The organism is Antribacter gilvus, assembly GCF_003946865.1.
GTDB lineage: Bacteria > Actinomycetota > Actinomycetes > Actinomycetales > Cellulomonadaceae > Antribacter > Antribacter gilvus.
Genome location: NZ_QXTH01000002.1, coordinates 96,060 through 113,806 on the forward strand (window position 1 = coordinate 96,060; position 17,747 = coordinate 113,806).

A 17,747-nucleotide genomic window follows, 5' to 3' on the forward strand; every position below is an offset into this window, starting at 1 on the left:
CGTGACGTCCGGCCCCGGCCCCGGCCCCGGCCCCGCAGACCGTGAAGGTCCGCCTTGAGAACGCCATCTGGTGCCGTTCGGAGGCGACGAGCGCCACCTCATGGCGTTCTCGAAGCGGACGCCGCGCGACAAGACCGCTGAGCCGACCCCGCCGCCTCCGCGCCTAGAGTGACGCCATGAGCGTCACCTGCACCGTCGCAGACGGCATCGCCGACGTCCGCCTCGACCGCCCGGACAAGCTCAACGCCCTCTCGCTCGCGATGGTGCGCGAGCTTGCCGCGACAGGGCACCGGCTCCGGCGAGAGCGCGGCCTGCGGGCCGTCGTGCTCTCGGGCAACGGCCGGGCGTTCTGCGCCGGCATGGACCTGGGCTCCGCGGCACGCGACCCGTTCGCTGTCGTCCGTGGGTTCGTCCCCACGCTGCGCGGCACCAACGTGTTCCAGGAGGCGGTCTGGGCCTGGCGCCGGCTGCCCGTCCCGGTGGTCGCCGCGCTGCACGGCCCGGTCTTCGGTGCGGGGCTCCAGCTGGCCCTCGGCGCGGACCTGCGGGTCACCGCCCCGGACGCCCGCTGGTGCGTGGCGGAGATCGGCCGAGGGCTCGTCCCCGACATGTCAGGCGTGCACGCGCTCGCGCAGCTGGTCGGCATCGAGACCGCGAAGCGGCTCACGTTCACCGCCGACGAGTTCTCCGGGGAGCAGGCCGTCGCCCTCGGTGTGGCCGGCACCCTGAGCGACACCCCGCTCGACGACGCCCGCGCGCTCGCCGCCCGCATCGCCGAGCACCGCCCGGCGGCCGTCGCCGCGGCGAAGCGCCTGTTCGACCAGACCTGGTCGGCGGGGCCGCGCCGCACGTTCCGCGCCGAGCGCCGGGAGCAGTCCCTGCTCCTACCGGGAGCGATGCAGAACCTGAAGCGGTCGCCGAGATAAGCGTCCGGCCCGGGGCTCAGCCCGTGTACGCCCGCTGGAGCCGCACCGGGACCAGCAGCCCGATCCCCGGCACGTCCCGCTCCGGCTGCGCCGTCAGGGCGTAGCTCGAGCTCGCGGCGAGCGAGTCGGCCGTCGCGGTGTCGACAAGCACCGTCGAGGGCTCGGCGAGCTCCGTCAGCCGGGACGCGAGGTTCACGGACGGCCCGAACACGTCGCCGAACCGCGACAGCACCCGGCCCCACACGAACCCGACGCGCACGGGGATCTCCGGCTCGTCCGGCCCGGCGGTCCCGAGCGCCCGCCCGGTCGACTCCGCCAGGCCGAGCGCCACCTCGGCGCCGGTCGTGACGTCGTCGGCCACGAAGAGCACCGCGTCGCCGATGGTCTTGACCACGCGCCCGCCGGCGGTCGTGATGACATCGCGCGCGCCGGCCTCGAAGCGCTGCACGAACTCCGCCAGCTCCGCCGACCCGAGCCCCGCCGTCCGCTTCGTGAACGACACGATGTCCGCGAAGCCGACGGCCCGGGGCAGGGGCAGCTGGTGCGAGTCGGTCGGCGCTCCGGCCCGGGCGCCCGCGAACTCGATCGCCGTGCGGCCCGTGAGCGCCGCGAGCTGGCGCCGCCAGGCGTGCTCGAGCTGGCGGCCCAGCGTCTCCGCGACCGACGGGAGCCGGTCGAGGGCGAGCAGCCGCGCGCTCGTCTCGTCGAGCTCGTGCCGCCGGGCGAGGTGCTCCACCAGGGCCTCGACCTGCCACAGCGCGAGCCGCTCCGTGGTGTGGCCCAGCGACCGGACGAACGTCATCTGGGCGCGGCGGTCCATCTGCTCGCTCTCGAACAGCGCGGCGATCTCCCGCAGCGCCGTCTCGTCGCCCTGGGTGAACCAGCGCTCCGTGGGGTGCGTGACCGGCAGGCCCATCCACCGCCAGTAGGACTCGATGAACTCGCGCGAGAGCCCGGTGCGGTCGATCAGCTCCGACAGCGTGTAGCGCCGCTCCCCGCCGAGGATCGCCTCGTCGAGCCGCGACGCGGTGTCGTTGCCGACGAGGGCGTGATGCTCCGGCTCGTCAGCCTGCGGCTCGTAGGGCTCCGCATCGTGGGGGTTTCGCAGCACCCGTCAAGCCTATGCGCCCCGCCTGGGAGCCCGTCACAGCAGGCTCAGCGCAGGTGGTGCACGTCGCCCGCCGACACCGTCTCCTCCCCCTCGGGCGTGCGGATCACCAGCGCCCCTGTGACGTCGAGCCGCACGGCCTCGCCCTCGACCACGCCGCCGCCCCCGGCCAGCTCCGCCCGCACGCGGGTGCCCAGGGTCGCCGACACCGCGGCGCACTCCGCGTCAAGCCCGGCCGCAGCGACGTCGCCACCCGCGGCCTCCCAGCGTCCGACGACGGAGCTCACCTCTCCCAGCAGCCGCACCAGGAGCCCGGTCCGGTCGGGCGCGGTCCCGCCCGGCCCGGTCGCCCCGGCGAGCGCGAGCGACGTCGCCGACCCGACGGGCAGCTCCGACTCACCCTGGGTGACGTTGAGGCCGATGCCGACCACGACCGCCGTCGGGCCCCCCGCGTCGGGCACCACCTCCGCGAGGATCCCCGACACCTTGCGGAACAGGCCGAGCCCGGCCGCGGGAAGGTCCGACGGCAGGAGCACGTCGTTGGGCCACTTGACGCGCGCGCCGCCCGCGCCCTCACCCTCCAGCGCCCGCACGACGGCGAGCCCCGCCAGGAGCGGGAGCCAGCCGAGCGAGGCGGCCGGGACGTCGGGCCGCAGGAGGACGGACACGGTGAGCGCGGCGCGGGCCGGCGTCTCCCAGGTGCGGCCCGCGCGACCGCGGCCCGCCGTCTGGTGCTCCGCGACGAGCGCCGCCGGCGCGGGCCACGACGACGCCAGGCGCGCCAGCTCGGCGTTGGTGGAGGACGAGGTGTCCACCACCTCCAGGCGGGCGAGGAACCCCGCCGGTCCGGCGAGCGGTGCGAGGCGGCCCGTGTCGAGCGGAGGGCGGTCCAGGAGGTGCGTCACGTGTCCATCTTCCCTCGCGCGGGCGCCGACCGCTTGGAGGGTTCCCACAACAGGACACGCAGACCCACTGGAACCTCACCCATCGAGTTGGCGGCAGCCGCCAACTAGGCTCGGCCTCGTGAACGACGCCACCACCACGCTCTCCGGGACACAGGCCAAGCTGGCCGACCTGGACCGCCGCCGCGCCGAGGCCATCGACGCCCCGGAGGAGACGGCCCGCGAGAAGCAGCACAAGCGCGGGAAGAAGACGGCCCGCGAGCGCGTCGAGGCCCTGCTCGACCCGGGCAGCTTCGTCGAGCTGGACGCCCTCGCGATGCACCGCAGCCGCAACTTCGGGCTGGAGAAGAAGCGGATCGCCGGCGACGGCGTCGTGACGGGCTACGGCACCGTCGACGGCCGGCAGGTCTGCGTGTACAGCCAGGACTTCACCGCGTTCGGCGGGAGCCTGGGCGAGGTCCACGGCCAGAAGATCACCAAGGTGCAGGACCTGGCGCTGCGCACCGGCGTGCCGCTGATCGGCATCAGCGACGGCGGCGGCGCCCGCATCCAGGAGGGTGTGGCGGCGCTGACGCAGTTCGCGGAGATGTTCCGGCGCAACGTCGCGGCGTCGGGCGTGATCCCGCAGATCTCCCTGATCCTGGGCCCGAGCGCGGGCGGTGCGGTGTACTCCCCCGCGCTGACCGACTTCATCGTGATGGCCGACGGCACGTCGAACATGTTCATCACCGGTCCCGACGTGATCCGGGCGGTCACGGGCGAGGACGTCGACTTCGAGACGCTCGGCGGCGCGCGCACGCACAACGCGACGTCGGGCGTGGCGCACTACATGGGCGCCGACGAGGACGACGCGATCGACTACGTGCGCCACCTGCTCGCCTACCTGCCGCAGAACAACCTCAGCGACGCGCCGGCCTTCCCGCCGGACGACCTCCCGCTGGAGGTCACCGCCGAGGACGAGGCGCTCGACGCGCTGATCCCCGACAGCGACTCCCAGCCGTACGACATGCGCGGTGTCTTCGAGGCGGTCCTCGACGAGGGGGCGTTCCTCGAGGTGCAGCCGCTGTTCGCGCAGAACGTGCTGATCGGGTTCGGGCACGTGGAGGGCCAGTCGGTCGGCATCGTGGCGAACCAGCCGCTGTCCATGGCGGGCACGCTGGACATCGACGCGGCAGAGAAGGCCGCCCGGTTCGTCCGCACCTGCGACGCGTTCAACATCCCGGTGCTGACCTTCGTGGACGTGCCGGGCTTCCTGCCGGGCGTGGGCCAGGAGCACCAGGGCATCATCCGCCGCGGCGCCAAGCTGATCTACGCGTACGCGGAGGCCACGGTCCCGCTGGTCACGGTGATCACGCGCAAGGCCTACGGCGGCGCGTACATCGTGATGGGCTCGAAGCAGCTCGGCGCGGACGTGAACCTCGCGTGGCCGACGGCGCAGATCGCGGTCATGGGGGCTGGCGGCGCCGTGAACATCCTGCAGCGCGGGGCGCTCAAGGCCGTCGCCGAGGCGGGCGGGGACGTCGAGGCGGAGCGCCGGCGGCTGACCGCGGAGTACGAGGAGGCGATCGTCAACCCGTGGGACGCGGCCGAGCGCGGCTACGTCGACGCGGTGATCCGCCCGTCCGAGACCCGGATCCAGGTGGTCCGCGCCCTGCGGGCGCTGCGCACCAAGCGTGCGAGCATGCCGCCCAAGAAGCACGGCAACATCCCGCTCTGAGGCGACGAAGGGCGAGTCACCTCCGCCCAGCAGCCCGCACCGGACGGGCGCGCGACAATGGGACGTCCGAACGTCGGGCACCGACTGCACGGAGGCACACATGAGTCACGAGGACGCCACACACGGTCCCGCACCGATGGGCGCCGTCGATCCCGAACCGATGCACCGCGCGGTGGACGCGCTGGCCTCGACGCTGCACGAGTACGTCAAGGCCGCGGTGGGCGTGCGGGCGGAGTTCGGCGCGTCCGAGGCGGACGAGGACCCGCGCATCCTCGCGCTGGAGGACCGCATCGGGCGGCTCAACGCGTCGCTGTTCGACACGCTCCACGACGCGCTGGGTATGCACCCGGACCTCACGTCGTCGGTGTGGGAGCCGGAGGGCGGCGAGGCGGTGGACCTGGACGACCACACCCACCCGACCGACGCCGAGGCGTTCTACCTGGGCTTCCTCGTGACGGCGAGCGGGGCCGACGCGACTATCGACGGGGTGATCGACCTGCTCGACGCCGCCGGCGAGGGCGTCGCGGAGCAGCTCCACGAGGGCGGGTACGACGTGGTCGAGTGGGCGGCGTCGCGCGGCGAGGCCCCCGGCTTCGGCAACGACCCGCTCGGTGACGAGGAGGGGCACGGACGATGACCTCCGAGGTACGCGTGGTCCGCGGCGAGCCCGACGACCTCGAGGTCGCCGCGCTCGTGGCCGGCCTGGCGGCCGTAGCGGCCGCCGTCGAGCCCGACGACGTGGCGCCGGTGGACGAGTGGACCAACCACGCACGCAGCCTGCGCGGCAACGGTGCGGGGGCCACGGCGAGGAGCTTCGGCGGCCGGGCCGGCCGCCACAACGCGGACGCGTGGCGCTGGAGCCTCCGGTCATGACCCGCGGGGCCGTCGGGGCGCTCGTCGAGTCCCCCTTGCAGCTGATCTGCACCATCGAGGCGCACGCCGCCGGGCTGGGCGGCACGCCCACGCGGGTGCACGTCCGATCGGACGTGCCCTCCCTCGAACAGGTCCGCGACACCGTCGCCGCGTCCGTGCTGCCCGACGGCGTGACGCTGGACGTCCGCGGCCCCGGGGCGGCCCTGACGTCGTTCGAACCGGGCCGGATCGTGGGCGAGGCGTTCTCCGGCCTCTTCCAGCTGGCCCTCCTGACCCGGCCGGTGCGCTCGATCGTGCTGGTCGACGACGGGCTGGCCGCGCTCGACCTGGCCCGCATCCTCGCGTCGTCGGACGCCGCCCTGATCCGGCCCGGCCTCCGCCTCGGCGCCGGACGCCGCATCCTCGGCCGGCTCGCCGCCGCACGCCTGCGCGGCCTGGCCCACCGTGGCCGCCTCACGGTCTTCACCGCGCTCCCCGTGGCGTCCGACATCGCGGAGCGGCTCGTCGCCGTGGGCGTGAACGTGGTCCGGAACGACTTCACGTGGCTCTCCACCCAGCCGATGGACGAGACCCCGCCGGAGCCGACGGTGGTGCTGGGCTCCGAGCTGGTCGCCACCGGTCTGGTCGACGAGGACGACTACCTGGGGTGGGTCCTGTCGATGGCCGCTGAGGGGCCGCTCCTGTACCTGCCCTTCCGGCGCGAGAACCCGGCGGTGGCGAGGGTGCTCGCCCGCACCCCGGGCGTCACCGTGGCCGACGCGGGGGCAGCGCTGGAGCTGCGCCTGTCGGGCATGAAGCCCGGACAGCGCGTGAGGTCGCTCCCGTCGACGACGGCGGTGGTCCTCACCACCATCCTCGGGCACCGGGGCGTCGACGTGGAGACCGTGCCCGTGCCCGACGCGTGGTGGACCCCGCGGTCCACGCCGGAGCAGCACGCTTTCGCCGCGCGGCTGGTCCCGCTGGCGGAGGCGGCCCGCTCCCGGGGCTGAGCGGAGCCGTCGTAGGCTCGGCGGGTGACCACACCTGATGGCCCTGTGCCTACCCGCACCCCCACGGCGATCGACGCCGTCGCCGACGCGTTCGTGACCCGGACCGCCACGATCGACCCGCTCTCAGCCACGTCCATGGGCCTCGCGGGCTACGACCACCTGATGACCGACCTCTCCCCCGCCGGGCACGAGGCACTGGCCGAGGCCAACCGCGCGGTGCTGCGCGAGCTGGACGGCCTGGAGCCCGCGGACGACGTCGACCGCGTGACCCTCGCCGCGATGCGCGAGCGCGTGGGACTCGACCTGGAGCTGTACGAGGCGGGCGAGCCGCTCGCCAGCCTCAACAACATCGCCTCCCCGGTCCAGCTCCTGCGCGACGTCTTCGACGTGATGCCGACGGGCACCGTCGAGGCGTGGGAGAACATCGCCGCGCGCCTCGGCGCGCTCCCGGGCGCCCTCGGCGGCTACACCGAGTCGCTCCGGGCCGCGGCCGAGCGCGGCAACGTGGCGGCGATCCGCCAGGTGCGCGAGGTCGTGAGCCAGGCCCGCGAGCTCGCTGGGCCGGAGTCGATCTTCCGCTCCCTCGTCGACGGCGAGGCGGCCGCGCGGGTGCTCGACGACTCGGCGGCGTGCAGCCTGGTCCGCAAGGAGCTCGAGCACGGCGTCACCGCCGCGCGGGAGGCTTACGGCACGCTCGCCGACTTCCTCGAGAACGAGCTCGCACCCCAGGCCCCGGAGCAGGACGCCGTGGGCCGGGACCGGTACGCGCTGTTCTCCCGCACGTTCCTCGGCGCCACCGTGGACCTCGACGAGACCTACCGCTGGGGCCTGGAGGAGCTGGCCCGGGTCGTTGCGGAGCAGGAGCAGGTGGCCCGCCAGATCGCCGGGCCGGGTGCCACCGTCGAGGACGCGGTGCGACTGCTCGACAAGGACCCCTCGCGCAGGCTGATCGGCTCGGACGCCCTCAAGGCGTGGATGCAGGAGACGTCCGACGCGGCGATCGTGGCGCTGAACGGGACGCACTTCGACATCCCGGAACCGGTGCTGACCCTCGAGTGCATGATCGCGCCCACGCAGAACGGCGGCATCTACTACACCCCGCCGAGCGACGACTGGACCCGTCCCGGACGCATGTGGTGGTCCGTGCCTCCGGAGGTCACGGAGTTCAGCACGTGGCGCGAGAAGACCACCGTCTTCCACGAGGGCGTCCCCGGCCACCACCTGCAGTGCGGCCAGGCCGTCTTCGCGCGCGAGACCCTGAACACGTGGCGCCGGCTCGCCTGCTGGGTGTCCGGCCACGGCGAGGGCTGGGCCCTGTACGCCGAGCGGCTCATGGCCGACCTCGGCTACATGGACGACCCGGGCGACCGCCTCGGCATGCTCGACGCGCAGCGCATGCGTGCGGCGCGCGTGGTGTTCGACATCGGCGTCCACCTCGGCCTGCCCGCGCCCGAGGAGTGGGGCGGCGGCACGTGGGACGCCGAGAAGGCGTGGCCGTTCCTCAAGGCCAACGTCAACATGGCGGAGGGCTTCGTCCGCTTCGAGTACAACCGGTACCTCGGCTGGCCGGGCCAGGCGCCGTCGTACAAGGTGGGCCAGCGCCTCTGGGAGCAGGCGCGCGACGAGGCCAAGGCCGCGGCGGCGGCGAAGGGCGAGGCGTTCGACGCCAAGGTCTTCCACGCCCGCGCCCTGAGCCTGGGCTCCGTGGGCCTCGACGTCCTGAAGGACGCGATCGCCTGACCGTGCCGGGGCTGTCGGCCCTGTCCGCTTCGAGAACGCCATCAGGTCATGCTTCTCACCTCCGCGCCTCACCTGATGGCGTTCTCGAAACGGACTCGAGCCAGCCATGACGACCGTGCTGCCTGGCCCTGAGCCCGACCACAGACGTCCCTCCCGGGAGCCGCTGCACAGAACCGCGCAGAGGCTCCTCCGCCAGGCCGCGAGAACTGGTCCGCTGGGTGCATGCGACCGCTCCTTCCGATCCCGCCCGACATCGTCACCCTCGCCCACCACCAGGAGGGGCTCGTCTCGAAGGCGCAGTGTGACGCCGCCGGGCTGAGCAGGCAGCGCGTCGCCAGGCTGATCGAGCAGCGGAGGTGGCGGCGGGCCACGTCGGGCGTCTACGACACCGACGGCGTCCTGCCGCACCAGCGCCGTCGTGACGACTTCCACGACCACCTCCGTCGGCGAACCGCGTGGGTCGGGCTGCTCGCGTTCACAGGGGCGATCGCCGTCGGCGCCTGCTCCCTCGCCCTCCACCGGGTCCAGGGGCTGCCTCAGGTCCTCGTTCCTGAGGTCGCGCTCCCGGGCGGGGCCCACCGCCGGGGCCGCGACGGCATCCTCGTGCGCCAGTACCGCACCTTTCCCACCAGCCGGATCGGACCGCGGCTGGTGGCCAGGATCGACCACGCGCTGGCCCAGGCACTACCCGGGATGTCTCGTGAGCAGGGGGTGGCAGTCCTCAGCAGCACGCTGAACCGGTCGCTGCTCGACGCCGCCCAGCTCAGCCAGGTCCACACCTTGCTCCGCGGGTGCCGTGGGGCAGAGTCCGTCCATGGCTGGTTCGATCTCGCCGAGGTCGGCGACGAGTCGCCGGCCGAGTCCTCCGCCAGGCTCTCGTGCATCGACAACGGCGTCCCGCCGGACGACACCCAGGTGGTGTTCACCCTGCGGGGCCGCTTCCTCGCTCGTGTCGACCTGGCGTGGTTGCTGCCTGACGGGCGCTGGCTCGTCGTGGAGATCGACGGGCTCGGACCGCACGGGCGGCCGGAGGCCCTGGTCAAGGACTCCCTGCGGCAGAACGGCCTGCTCGGTACCGACCGGATCATCCTTCTCCGGTTCCGGCCCGCCGAGAACGCCCGACCCGGTGGGATCGGCGCCGTCGTGGCCCAGCACCTGGCCCGTCTGGGCTGGATTTCCGGTCAACAGGTGACGCGCGGTCTGAAGATCGACCTCCCCGAGGCCCGGCAGCGCCCGCGGTCCGGTTCGAGAACGTCATGAGGTACTGCTCCTCGCCCCGGAAGAGCACCTGATGGCGTTCTCGAAGCGGACTCAGGTGGACCGCGTGATGATCACCACGGATCACGCATTCCAGGACCCCTCGGGTCCGATCGTCAGTACTCTGGCGCGCGTGCCCCGTATGGTCCTCGCCTCCCGCTCCCCCGCCCGCCTCGCGACGCTGAAGGCCGCCGGCGTCCGCCCGGACGTCCTGGTCTCCGGCGTCGACGAGGAACGCGTCCTGTCCGACGCCGCCACCCGGTTCGGCGACCTCGACCCCGTCGACGCGGTGCTGATCCTGGCCCAGGCCAAGGCGGAGGACGTCGCGTCCACGCTGGAGTCGGGCGAGCACGAGATGCTCGCTGTGGAGGGCGACGAGATCGTCGTCGGCTGCGACTCCATGCTGGAGATCGACGGCGAGATCTACGGCAAGCCCGCCGGGCCCGACGAGGCGCGCGAGCGCTGGCGGGCGATGCGCGGCGGCCGCGGTGTGCTGCACACGGGGCACTGGATCGTGGACCTGCGGGACGACGAGTCGGGCGGCACGGGCGCCACGATCGGCTCCACCAGCTCGACGACCATCTGGTTCGCGGACCTCGACGACGAGGAGATCGACGCGTACGTCGCCACGGGCGAGCCGCTCGAGGTTGCGGGCGCGTTCACGATCGACGGGCTCGGCGGGCCCTACGTGGAGCGGATCGAGGGTGACCACCACGGCGTCGTCGGCCTCAGCCTGCCGCTCCTGCGCGAGCTGCTCGCCGAGATCGGCATCCCCTGGCGCGCCCTGCGGGCTGCGTAGCCGCGCCGGGTGCCTGTCGGGTTCCGACAGGCGCCCGGCGCCGGGACCCGTCCTGACAGGTCCGGCCATGGTGGAACCCTCCAAACGTCCCCAGACGCGGTTGGCCCCTTTTCCAATCTTCGTGGTGAGGTTGCGCCGGAGGACCGACGGGCGTACCGAGACGCGTTACCGTGAGCCGTGCTCAGTTCAAGGATCACCAAGGTTCTCGTCGCGAACCGCGGGGAGATCGCCGTCCGCGTCGCGCGTGCGTGCGCCGACGCCGGCATCGCGTCGGTCGCCGTCTACGCGGACCAGGACCGCGAAGCCCTCCACGTGCGTCTCGCCGACGAGGCGTTCGCGCTCGGCGGGGCCCGCGCGGCCGAGACGTACCTGGACATGGGCAAGCTGCTCGATGTCGCCCGGCGGTCCGGCGCGGACGCCGTGCACCCCGGGTACGGCTTCCTCTCCGAGAACGCGCAGTTCGCCCAGGCCGTGATCGACGCGGGGATGATCTGGATCGGCCCGCCGCCGAGCGCCATCGACGCGCTGGGCGACAAGGTGAGCGCCCGTCACATCGCGCAGCGTGCCGGCGCGCCTCTGGTGCCCGGCACCGCGAACCCCGTGGCCGACGGCGCCGAGGTGCGCGCGTTCGCCGAGGAGCACGGCCTGCCGATCGCGATCAAGGCGGCCTTCGGCGGCGGCGGGCGCGGCCTCAAGGTCGCCCGGACGTTCGACGAGATCGACGAGCTCTTCGACTCGGCGGTGCGCGAGGCCACGGCGGCGTTCGGCCGGGGCGAGTGCTTCGTCGAGCGCTACCTCGACAAGCCGCGGCACGTCGAGACGCAGTGCCTCGCCGACCAGCACGGCAACGTCGTCGTCGTCTCCACCCGCGACTGCTCGCTCCAGCGCCGGCACCAGAAGCTCGTGGAGGAGGCCCCGGCCCCGTTCCTCACGGCCGAGCAGGAGAAGTCCCTGTACACGGCGTCGGAGGCGATCCTCCGGGAGGCCGGCTACGTGGGCGCGGGCACCTGCGAGTTCCTCGTGGGCATGGACGGCACCATCTCGTTCCTCGAGGTGAACACGCGACTCCAGGTGGAGCACCCCGTCACCGAGGAGGTCACGGGGATCGACCTGGTCCGTGAGCAGCTCCGCATCGCCGCGGGCGAGAAGCTGGGCTACCACTCGACCACGGTCCGCGGCCACTCCCTGGAGTTCCGCATCAACGGCGAGGACCCGGCCGCCGGCTTCCTCCCGGCGCCGGGCCGCATCACCACCCTGCGCTTCCCCTCCGGACCGGGCGTGCGCGTTGACACCGGCGTGGTCGAGGGCGACACGGTCTCGGGCGCGTTCGACTCGATGATCGCCAAGCTCATCGTCACGGGTGCCACACGCGAGCAGGCGGTGCAGCGCGCCCGCCGCGCCCTGCGCGAGCTCGAGGTCCAGGGCATCCCCACGGTGGTGCCGTTCCACAAGGCCGTGCTGGAGTCGCCCGCGTTCGTCCCGACCGACGGCGGCCCCTTCCGCGTGCACACCCGCTGGATCGAGACGGAGTTCGCGGACACGGTCAAGGGTCTCGCCCCTGCCCAGGCCCCGGCCGTCGACGACGAGCCCGAGGTCCTGGCCGAGCGTGTCGTCGTCGAGGTGGGCGGCCGTCGGCTGGAGGTCGTCCTGCCGATCGGCCTGGGCGTCGCCGCGGGCCGGGCGCGGTCCGCCAACGCAGCCCGCCGTCCGGCGCGCCGCAGCGGGCCCAAGGCCGCCACGGCGAGCGGCACCACCCTCACGTCGCCCATGCAGGGCACCATCGTCAAGGTGGCGGTCGAGGAGGGGGCGCAGGTGACCGAGGGCGACCTCGTCGTCGTCCTGGAGGCCATGAAGATGGAGCAGCCCCTGGTGGCGCACCGGTCGGGGGTCGTCCGGTCCCTGGTCGCCGCGACGGGGGCGGGCGTCACCGCCGGGGCTCCCATCTGCGAGATCGTCTCCGAGTAGGCGGCCAGGTCATCATCGAGGCCTGACCCGTAGGCTCGTCCCGTGCCCGACGACGCCTCGCCGCCCACCCCGCCCCCCGGCCTCCACCGGCACGCCGGGGACGGCTGGGTGGCGTGCGAGGACCACCGGCACTGGGGCCTGTTCGGCGCGGCGGGCCTGCTCGTCGCCCGGCGCGACGCGTCGGGCGACGTCCGCGACGTGGTGCTCCAGCACCGGGCTCTCTGGTCGGACCTCGGCGGCACCTGGGGCATCCCGGGCGGCGCCCTGGCGCCGGGCGAGGAGCCGCTCGCCGGCGCGCTCCGCGAGGCCCTGGAGGAGGCCGCCGTGCACCCCGCCGACGTGCGGGTCGTCGGCACGTCCACCCTGCAGCACCCGGCGTGGCGGTACACGACCGTCGTCGCGGAGGAGGCGCCGGGCGCGACGGTCCGTCCGGCCCCCGCAGACCCCGAGAGCCTCGAGGTGCGCTGGGTCTCCCTGGACGAGCTCGCCACGCTGCCGCTCCTGCCCGCCTTCGCGGACGCGCTGCCGCGCCTCCTGTCGCTGCTGGACCACGGCGCGGCCGCGGCGCGGGACGAGCCACCCGGGTCCGCGGCGGGTTAGGGTCGAGCAGTGCATATCCGGCTCACTCCCGTCGAGGCCCTGGGCCTCGCGAAGCTCAGCGGCCAGGCGCTGCCCCCCGTGATCAGCTCGGTCGCAGGGGACGGTGACGTGCTGCGGGTCGTCCTCGATCTCCGGCGCCTGGACTCCCTGCCCGGGCCGCTGCGACTCGCGGTGAAGATCGCCCCCATCGTGCGTGCCGACGTGCGCGTGGAGTCCTTCGCCCGCGGCGTCGCCACCCTCGCCGTCGAGGCCAACGCGGCCGGCCTCCCCGCCCACAAGCTGCTCAGCCTCGCGGCCGCTCCGATCGAGCAGGCGGTGGCCCAGCAGGGCCTGCCGCCGGGCGTCGTGGACGTCCAGCCGGACGCGCGCATCGCGGTGGACGTGGAGCGCCTGCTCGACGCCAGGATGCCAGGCCTCACGGTCAGCTCCCTGCGGGTCCAGGACGGGCAGATCCTGGTGGACGGCACCGTCTCCTGACGACGTCGCTCAGTGCGGCGTGACCCGTGCGTCCAGCACGCGCGCCGCCTCGGCGATCGACCCCGACAGCGACGGGTAGATGGTGAACGCCGACGCGACGTCGTCGACCGTGAGGCGGTGCTGCACCGCGAGCGTCACGGGGAAGATCAGCTCGGACGCCCGCGGAGCCACCACCACGCCACCCAGCACCACTCCCGCCTCGGGGTGCGCGAACAGCTTCACGAACCCGTCCCGCATGCCCAGCATCTTGGCGCGCGGGTTGCGCGCGAGGGGCAGCGTCGTCGTGATGTAGCGCGAGCCCTGCGCCTTGAGGCGCTCCTCGCTGTACCCGACCGTCGCGATCTCGGGCGCGGTGAAGATGTTGGCGGCCACGGTGCCGAGTGCGAGCGGCGACACTCCCCCGCCCAGCGCGTGGTGCATCGCGATGCGCCCCTGCATGGCCGCCACGGAGGCGAGCGGCAGCACGCCGGTGCAGTCGCCGGCGGCGTAGACGCCGCGCACGGAGGTCCGGGACACCTTGTCCACCACGACGTGGCCCGACGCCGACAGGCGCACCCCCGCCTCCTCGAGGCCCAGCCCCTCGGTGGACGGCACGGCACCCACGGCGATCAGGACGTGCGAGCCGTGGACGACCCGGCCGTCCGCGAGCGTCACCGCCACGCCGTCGTCCGTGCGCACGGCCGACTCGGCCCGGGAGCGCGACATGACGGTCATCCCGCGGGAGCGGAACACGCCCTCGAGCAGCTCGGCGGCGTCCTCGTCCTCGCCGGGCAGGACGCGGTCGCGGCTCGACACCAGGACGACGTCGGCCCCCAGCGCGTTGTACGCGCCCGCGAACTCGGCGCCCGTCACTCCCGACCCCACGACGATCAGCCGCTCGGGCAGCTCCGTGAGGTTGTACACCTGGGTCCAGGTGAGGATCCGGTCGCCGTCGGGCACGGCGGTGGGCAGGGTCCGCGGGGTCGCGCCCAGGGCGAGCAGGACGGCGTCGGCCTCCAGGCTCCGGGTGCCACCCCCGGGCACGTCCACGACCACGCGGCCGGGGCCGTCGAGCCGCCCGGTGCCGGTCACGATCTCCACGCCCTCGCGCTCGAGCCGCCCCCGGATGTCGGCGCTCTGCGCCCCCGCGAGCGCCAGGACGCGCGCGTTGACGGCGCGCAGGTCCACGAAGTGCTTGAGGTCCGACGCCGGCCGGGTCGCCTCGGGCGTGCCCGCCGCCCCGGGCGTGGGCGACGCCGCCAGGTACGGGCTGACCACGGGGATGTTGCCTGTGGCGAGGCTCACGGAGACGTCCCCGGTGAGGTCGAGCTGGTCGGGCACGCGGATGCCGAGCTCGGGGGCGCGGTCGGCGATGGTCATCCACTCGGCGGTGGCGATCAGCGTCTTGGAGGGCACCACGTCCGTGAGGACCGCGGCGCCGCCCATGCCCTGGCGTTCCACGAGCGTGACGCGAGCCCCGAGGCTGCGGGCCACGAGCGCGGCCTCGTAGCCGCCGGGCCCCCCTCCGACGACGACGACGTGCGTGGGGGTCTCGGTGTTCTCGGCGCTCACGGACCCCATTCTGTCAGGCCGCCGGAGGGCAGCGCCGCCGCCGTGATGCGGATAACCTCGGAGCATGACCACCGCACCTTCCCTCGACGACCCCATGACGGACCCGTTCGACGTGGCGCACGAGGCCGCAGAGTTCATCGCCGCGAAGACGGGCGTGCCCGGCCACGACGTCGCGCTCGTGCTGGGCTCGGGCTGGGGCGGCGCGGCGGAGCTGCTCGGTGACGTGGTGGCGGAGATCCCCACGGCGGAGATCCCGGGCTTCACCAAGCCGACGGTGAGCGGGCACCTCCCCGTGACGCGCTCGATCCGCGTGGAGCGTGCTGACGGCTCGACCCGCTACGCGCTGGTCCTCGGCTCGCGCACGCACCTCTACGAGGGGCACGGCCTGCGCCGGGTCGTGCACGGCGTGCGCACCGCCGCCGCCACCGGGGTCACCACGATCGTCCTCACCAACGGGTGCGGCGGGCTGCACATGGCGTGGCGGCCGGGCCAGCCCGTGCTGATCCGGGACCACCTGAACCTCACGGGGCAGTCCCCCCTCGAGGGCGCCACGTTCGTGGACATGACGGACGTCTACACGCCCCGCCTGCGCGATCTCGCGCGGACGATCGACGCCGACCTGCCGGAGGGCGTGTACGCCCAGTTCCGCGGGCCGCAGTACGAGACGCCGGCCGAGGTGCGCATGGCGGGCGTCCTGGGCGCCGACCTCGTCGGCATGTCGACGGGCCTGGAGGCCGTCGCGGCCCGGCAGTGCGGCCTCGACGTGCTCGGCATCTCGCTCGTCACCAACCTGGCGGCGGGCATCAGCCCCACGCCGCTCTCGCACGGGGAGGTCCTGGAGGCCGGCGCGGCGGCCGGTCCCCGGATCAGCGACCTGCTCGCGCGCATCGTCAAGCAGCTGTGATCTCGCCTCGCCGAGGAGGTCGGACCGTATGACGTCCATCATCCCGCTCGACACCGACGAGCCCGGCTCCGACCCGGGCAGCGACGTCCAGGACCTGCTGGACCGCGCGGAGGCGTGGGCGCGGTCCGACGTCGACGAGGTGGACCGCGCGGAGCTGCGGGCGCTCCTGGACCGGGTGACGCACACGCCGCCGTCGGTCCGCAACGCCGACGCCGCGGCGAACCCGGCGCTGCGCGACCCCCGGCCCGCCCGGGTGCGCGCCGTCGCGCTGGCCGAGCTGCGCGACCGGTTCGCGGGGTCGCTGCAGTTCGGCACCGCAGGGCTGCGCGGCGCCATGGCGGCCGGGCCCAACCGGATGAACCGCGCCGTGGTGATCCGGGCCGCGGCGGGTCTGGGCACCTACCTGTCCTCCGCCCTCGACGGCGAGGACGACGCGCCCCGCGTCGTCGTGGGCTACGACGCCCGGCACCGCTCCGCCCAGTTCGCGGAGGACACCGCGGCCGTCCTCACCGCCGCCGGGGCCGAGGTGCTCCTGCTGCCGCGCCCGCTGCCCACCCCGGTCCTCGCGTTCGCGGTGCGGCACCTGGACGCCGACGCCGGCGTGATGGTCACGGCGAGCCACAACCCGGCCGGCGACAACGGCTACAAGGTCTACCTCGGCGGACGCGTCGTGACCGACGCCGGGCAGGGCGCCCAGATCGTCCCGCCGTACGACGCGGGGATCGCCGCGGCGATCGCCGCCGCGCCGCCCGCCGCCGACGTGGCGCGGGCGGGGTCCGGCTGGACCGTCCTGGGCCGGGACGTCGCGGAGGCGTACCTCGCGTCCGTCGCCGCGCTCACGGCCCGGTCCGACGGGATCCCGACGGGCTCGGCCCGCTCGCTGCGCATCGTCACCACGTCGCTGCACGGCGTGGGCGGCGTCCTCCTGGGGCGCGTGCTGTCCGACGCCGGCTTCCGCCACGTGGTCCCGGTGGAGGAGCAGCTCGACCCGGACCCACGCTTCCCCACCGTCGTGTTCCCCAACCCCGAGGAGCCGGGGGCGATCGACATGGCGCTGGCCGTGGCGCAGGACTGCGCCGCCGACGTCGTGCTCGCCAACGACCCCGACGCGGACCGGTGCGCGGTCGCGGTCCTCGACCCCGCCGTGGGCGCGTACCGCGGCCCGGAGACGGCGCGGTCGCAGGGCTGGCGCATGCTGCACGGCGACGAGGTGGGCGCGCTGCTCGGCTGGGAGACAGCCACGTTCGAGGCGGCCCGGGTCCGGGCCGGTGGCCCGGGCACCGAGGCCGGCGTGCTCGCGAGCTCCGTCGTCTCCTCGCGCCTCCTCGGCACGATCGCGGCGCACCACGGCCTGCGGCACGCCACCACCCTGACCGGTTTCAAGTGGATCTCCCGCACGCCCGGGCTGGCGTTCGGCTACGAGGAGGCGCTGGGCTACTGCCTCGACCCCGCCCACGTGCGTGACAAGGACGGCCTGTCCGCTGCGGTCACCGTCGCCCTCCTCGCCGACCGCCTCAAGTCCCAGGGCCGCACGCTGCTCGACGCCCTGGACGACATCGCGCGAGCCTGCGGCCTGTACGTGACGGACCAGCTGTCCGCGCGCTTCGACTCCCTGGACGACATCACGGGCACCATGACCCGCCTCCGCGCGACCCCGCCCCGCACGCTCGCGGGCGTGGGCGTCGCCCGGGTCGTTGACCTCGCGTCGGGCTCGGACGGGCTCCCGCCCACCGACGGCGTGATGCTGCTCGGCGCCGACGACACCCGGGTCATCGTCCGCCCCAGCGGCACCGAGCCCAAGGTGAAGTGCTACCTCGAGGTGGTGACCGCGGTGCCGTCCGACGCGACGACGGACGCCCTGGCCGAGGCCCGCGCGGACGCCGGCCGCAAGCTGGCGCGCATCAAGGACGACCTCCGGGCGGCGCTCGGCCTGTGATCC

At 74.2% G+C, this 17,747-nt stretch carries 16 protein-coding genes; 13 read left to right on the forward strand and 3 right to left on the reverse strand.

The features are described from left to right. The first annotated feature begins 176 nt into the window (after positions 1–176). Positions 177–926, forward strand: a complete 750-nt coding sequence (locus D1350_RS03990) for a crotonase/enoyl-CoA hydratase family protein (protein ID WP_125774154.1) — start codon at positions 177–179, stop codon at positions 924–926. A gap of 16 nt (positions 927–942) precedes the next feature. Here D1350_RS03990 and D1350_RS03995 read toward each other — a convergent pair whose 3' ends face one another. After that, the gene (locus D1350_RS03995) at positions 943–2,037 is read right to left on the reverse strand and encodes an adenylate/guanylate cyclase domain-containing protein (RefSeq protein ID WP_240643867.1); all 1,095 of its coding nucleotides are present in this window, start codon (positions 2,035–2,037) and stop codon (positions 943–945) included. 44 nt (positions 2,038–2,081) lie between these two features. Further along, complete coding sequence (locus D1350_RS04000) at positions 2,082–2,939, reverse strand: biotin--[acetyl-CoA-carboxylase] ligase (protein WP_240643868.1); 858 nt, start codon at positions 2,937–2,939, stop codon at positions 2,082–2,084. A gap of 118 nt (positions 2,940–3,057) precedes the next feature. On the opposite strand from D1350_RS04000, the gene D1350_RS04005 reads away from it, so the two are divergent. From D1350_RS04005 to D1350_RS04055, 10 genes are all read left to right on the forward strand, one after another. Beyond that, positions 3,058–4,653, forward strand: coding sequence for an acyl-CoA carboxylase subunit beta (locus D1350_RS04005; RefSeq protein WP_125774156.1), 1,596 nt, complete (start codon positions 3,058–3,060; stop codon positions 4,651–4,653). A gap of 100 nt (positions 4,654–4,753) precedes the next feature. Beyond that, positions 4,754–5,290, forward strand: coding sequence for a hypothetical protein (locus D1350_RS04010; protein WP_125774158.1), 537 nt, complete (start codon positions 4,754–4,756; stop codon positions 5,288–5,290). After that, positions 5,287–5,526 carry an acyl-CoA carboxylase epsilon subunit gene (locus tag D1350_RS04015; protein WP_125774160.1) on the forward strand — a complete coding sequence of 80 codons (240 nt, stop codon included), beginning with the start codon at positions 5,287–5,289 and terminating at the stop codon, positions 5,524–5,526. The genes D1350_RS04010 and D1350_RS04015 overlap by 4 nt, the downstream gene beginning before the upstream one ends. Then, positions 5,523–6,515 (forward strand): hypothetical protein, encoded by a 993-nt coding sequence (locus D1350_RS04020; protein ID WP_125774162.1) that lies wholly within the window; start codon positions 5,523–5,525, stop codon positions 6,513–6,515. Before D1350_RS04015 ends, D1350_RS04020 begins: the two co-directional genes overlap by 4 nt. A gap of 24 nt (positions 6,516–6,539) precedes the next feature. Beyond that, entirely contained in the window at positions 6,540–8,255 is a 1,716-nt protein-coding gene (locus D1350_RS04025; protein WP_240643869.1) for a DUF885 domain-containing protein, read from the forward strand. Between the two features lie 222 nt (positions 8,256–8,477). Further along, positions 8,478–9,515, forward strand: a complete 1,038-nt coding sequence (locus D1350_RS23565) for a type IV toxin-antitoxin system AbiEi family antitoxin domain-containing protein (protein ID WP_164545018.1) — start codon at positions 8,478–8,480, stop codon at positions 9,513–9,515. Between the two features lie 139 nt (positions 9,516–9,654). Continuing rightward, positions 9,655–10,311, forward strand: coding sequence for a Maf family protein (locus tag D1350_RS04040; RefSeq protein ID WP_240643902.1), 657 nt, complete (start codon positions 9,655–9,657; stop codon positions 10,309–10,311). A gap of 177 nt (positions 10,312–10,488) precedes the next feature. Next, positions 10,489–12,276: an acetyl/propionyl/methylcrotonyl-CoA carboxylase subunit alpha gene (locus D1350_RS04045; RefSeq protein WP_240643870.1), complete on the forward strand. Its 1,788-nt coding sequence runs from the start codon at positions 10,489–10,491 to the stop codon at positions 12,274–12,276. 42 nt (positions 12,277–12,318) lie between these two features. Next, on the forward strand, positions 12,319–12,876 hold the full coding sequence (locus D1350_RS04050; protein ID WP_125774168.1) for an NUDIX domain-containing protein: 558 nt from the start codon (positions 12,319–12,321) through the stop codon (positions 12,874–12,876). Positions 12,877–12,885: 9 nt separating this feature from the next. After that, entirely contained in the window at positions 12,886–13,353 is a 468-nt protein-coding gene (locus D1350_RS04055; RefSeq protein WP_164545019.1) for a hypothetical protein, read from the forward strand. A 9-nt stretch (positions 13,354–13,362) separates the two neighbouring features. Here D1350_RS04055 and D1350_RS04060 read toward each other — a convergent pair whose 3' ends face one another. Further along, entirely contained in the window at positions 13,363–14,904 is a 1,542-nt protein-coding gene (locus D1350_RS04060) for an NAD(P)H-quinone dehydrogenase (RefSeq protein WP_240643871.1), read from the reverse strand. A 64-nt stretch (positions 14,905–14,968) separates the two neighbouring features. On the opposite strand from D1350_RS04060, the gene D1350_RS04065 reads away from it, so the two are divergent. Then, positions 14,969–15,808: a purine-nucleoside phosphorylase gene (locus D1350_RS04065; protein ID WP_125774172.1), complete on the forward strand. Its 840-nt coding sequence runs from the start codon at positions 14,969–14,971 to the stop codon at positions 15,806–15,808. Between the two features lie 28 nt (positions 15,809–15,836). Then, positions 15,837–17,744 (forward strand): phospho-sugar mutase, encoded by a 1,908-nt coding sequence (locus tag D1350_RS04070; protein WP_125774174.1) that lies wholly within the window; start codon positions 15,837–15,839, stop codon positions 17,742–17,744. Positions 17,745–17,747: the final 3 nt, after the last annotated feature.

Bases quoted from the DNA above. Each gene is read 5' to 3' on its own strand.
- D1350_RS04040 (WP_240643902.1), top strand. From the start codon at position 9,655: ATGGTCCTCGCCTCCCGCTCCCCCGCCCGCCTCGCGACGCTGAAGGCC.
- D1350_RS04070 (WP_125774174.1), top strand. From the start codon at position 15,837: ATGACGTCCATCATCCCGCTCGACACCGACGAGCCCGGCTCCGACCCG.
- D1350_RS03990 (WP_125774154.1), top strand. From the start codon at position 177: ATGAGCGTCACCTGCACCGTCGCAGACGGCATCGCCGACGTCCGCCTC.
- D1350_RS04020 (WP_125774162.1), top strand. From the start codon at position 5,523: ATGACCCGCGGGGCCGTCGGGGCGCTCGTCGAGTCCCCCTTGCAGCTG.
- D1350_RS04015 (WP_125774160.1), top strand. From the start codon at position 5,287: ATGACCTCCGAGGTACGCGTGGTCCGCGGCGAGCCCGACGACCTCGAG.
- D1350_RS04010 (WP_125774158.1), top strand. From the start codon at position 4,754: ATGAGTCACGAGGACGCCACACACGGTCCCGCACCGATGGGCGCCGTC.
- D1350_RS23565 (WP_164545018.1), top strand. From the start codon at position 8,478: ATGCGACCGCTCCTTCCGATCCCGCCCGACATCGTCACCCTCGCCCAC.
- D1350_RS04065 (WP_125774172.1), top strand. From the start codon at position 14,969: ATGACCACCGCACCTTCCCTCGACGACCCCATGACGGACCCGTTCGAC.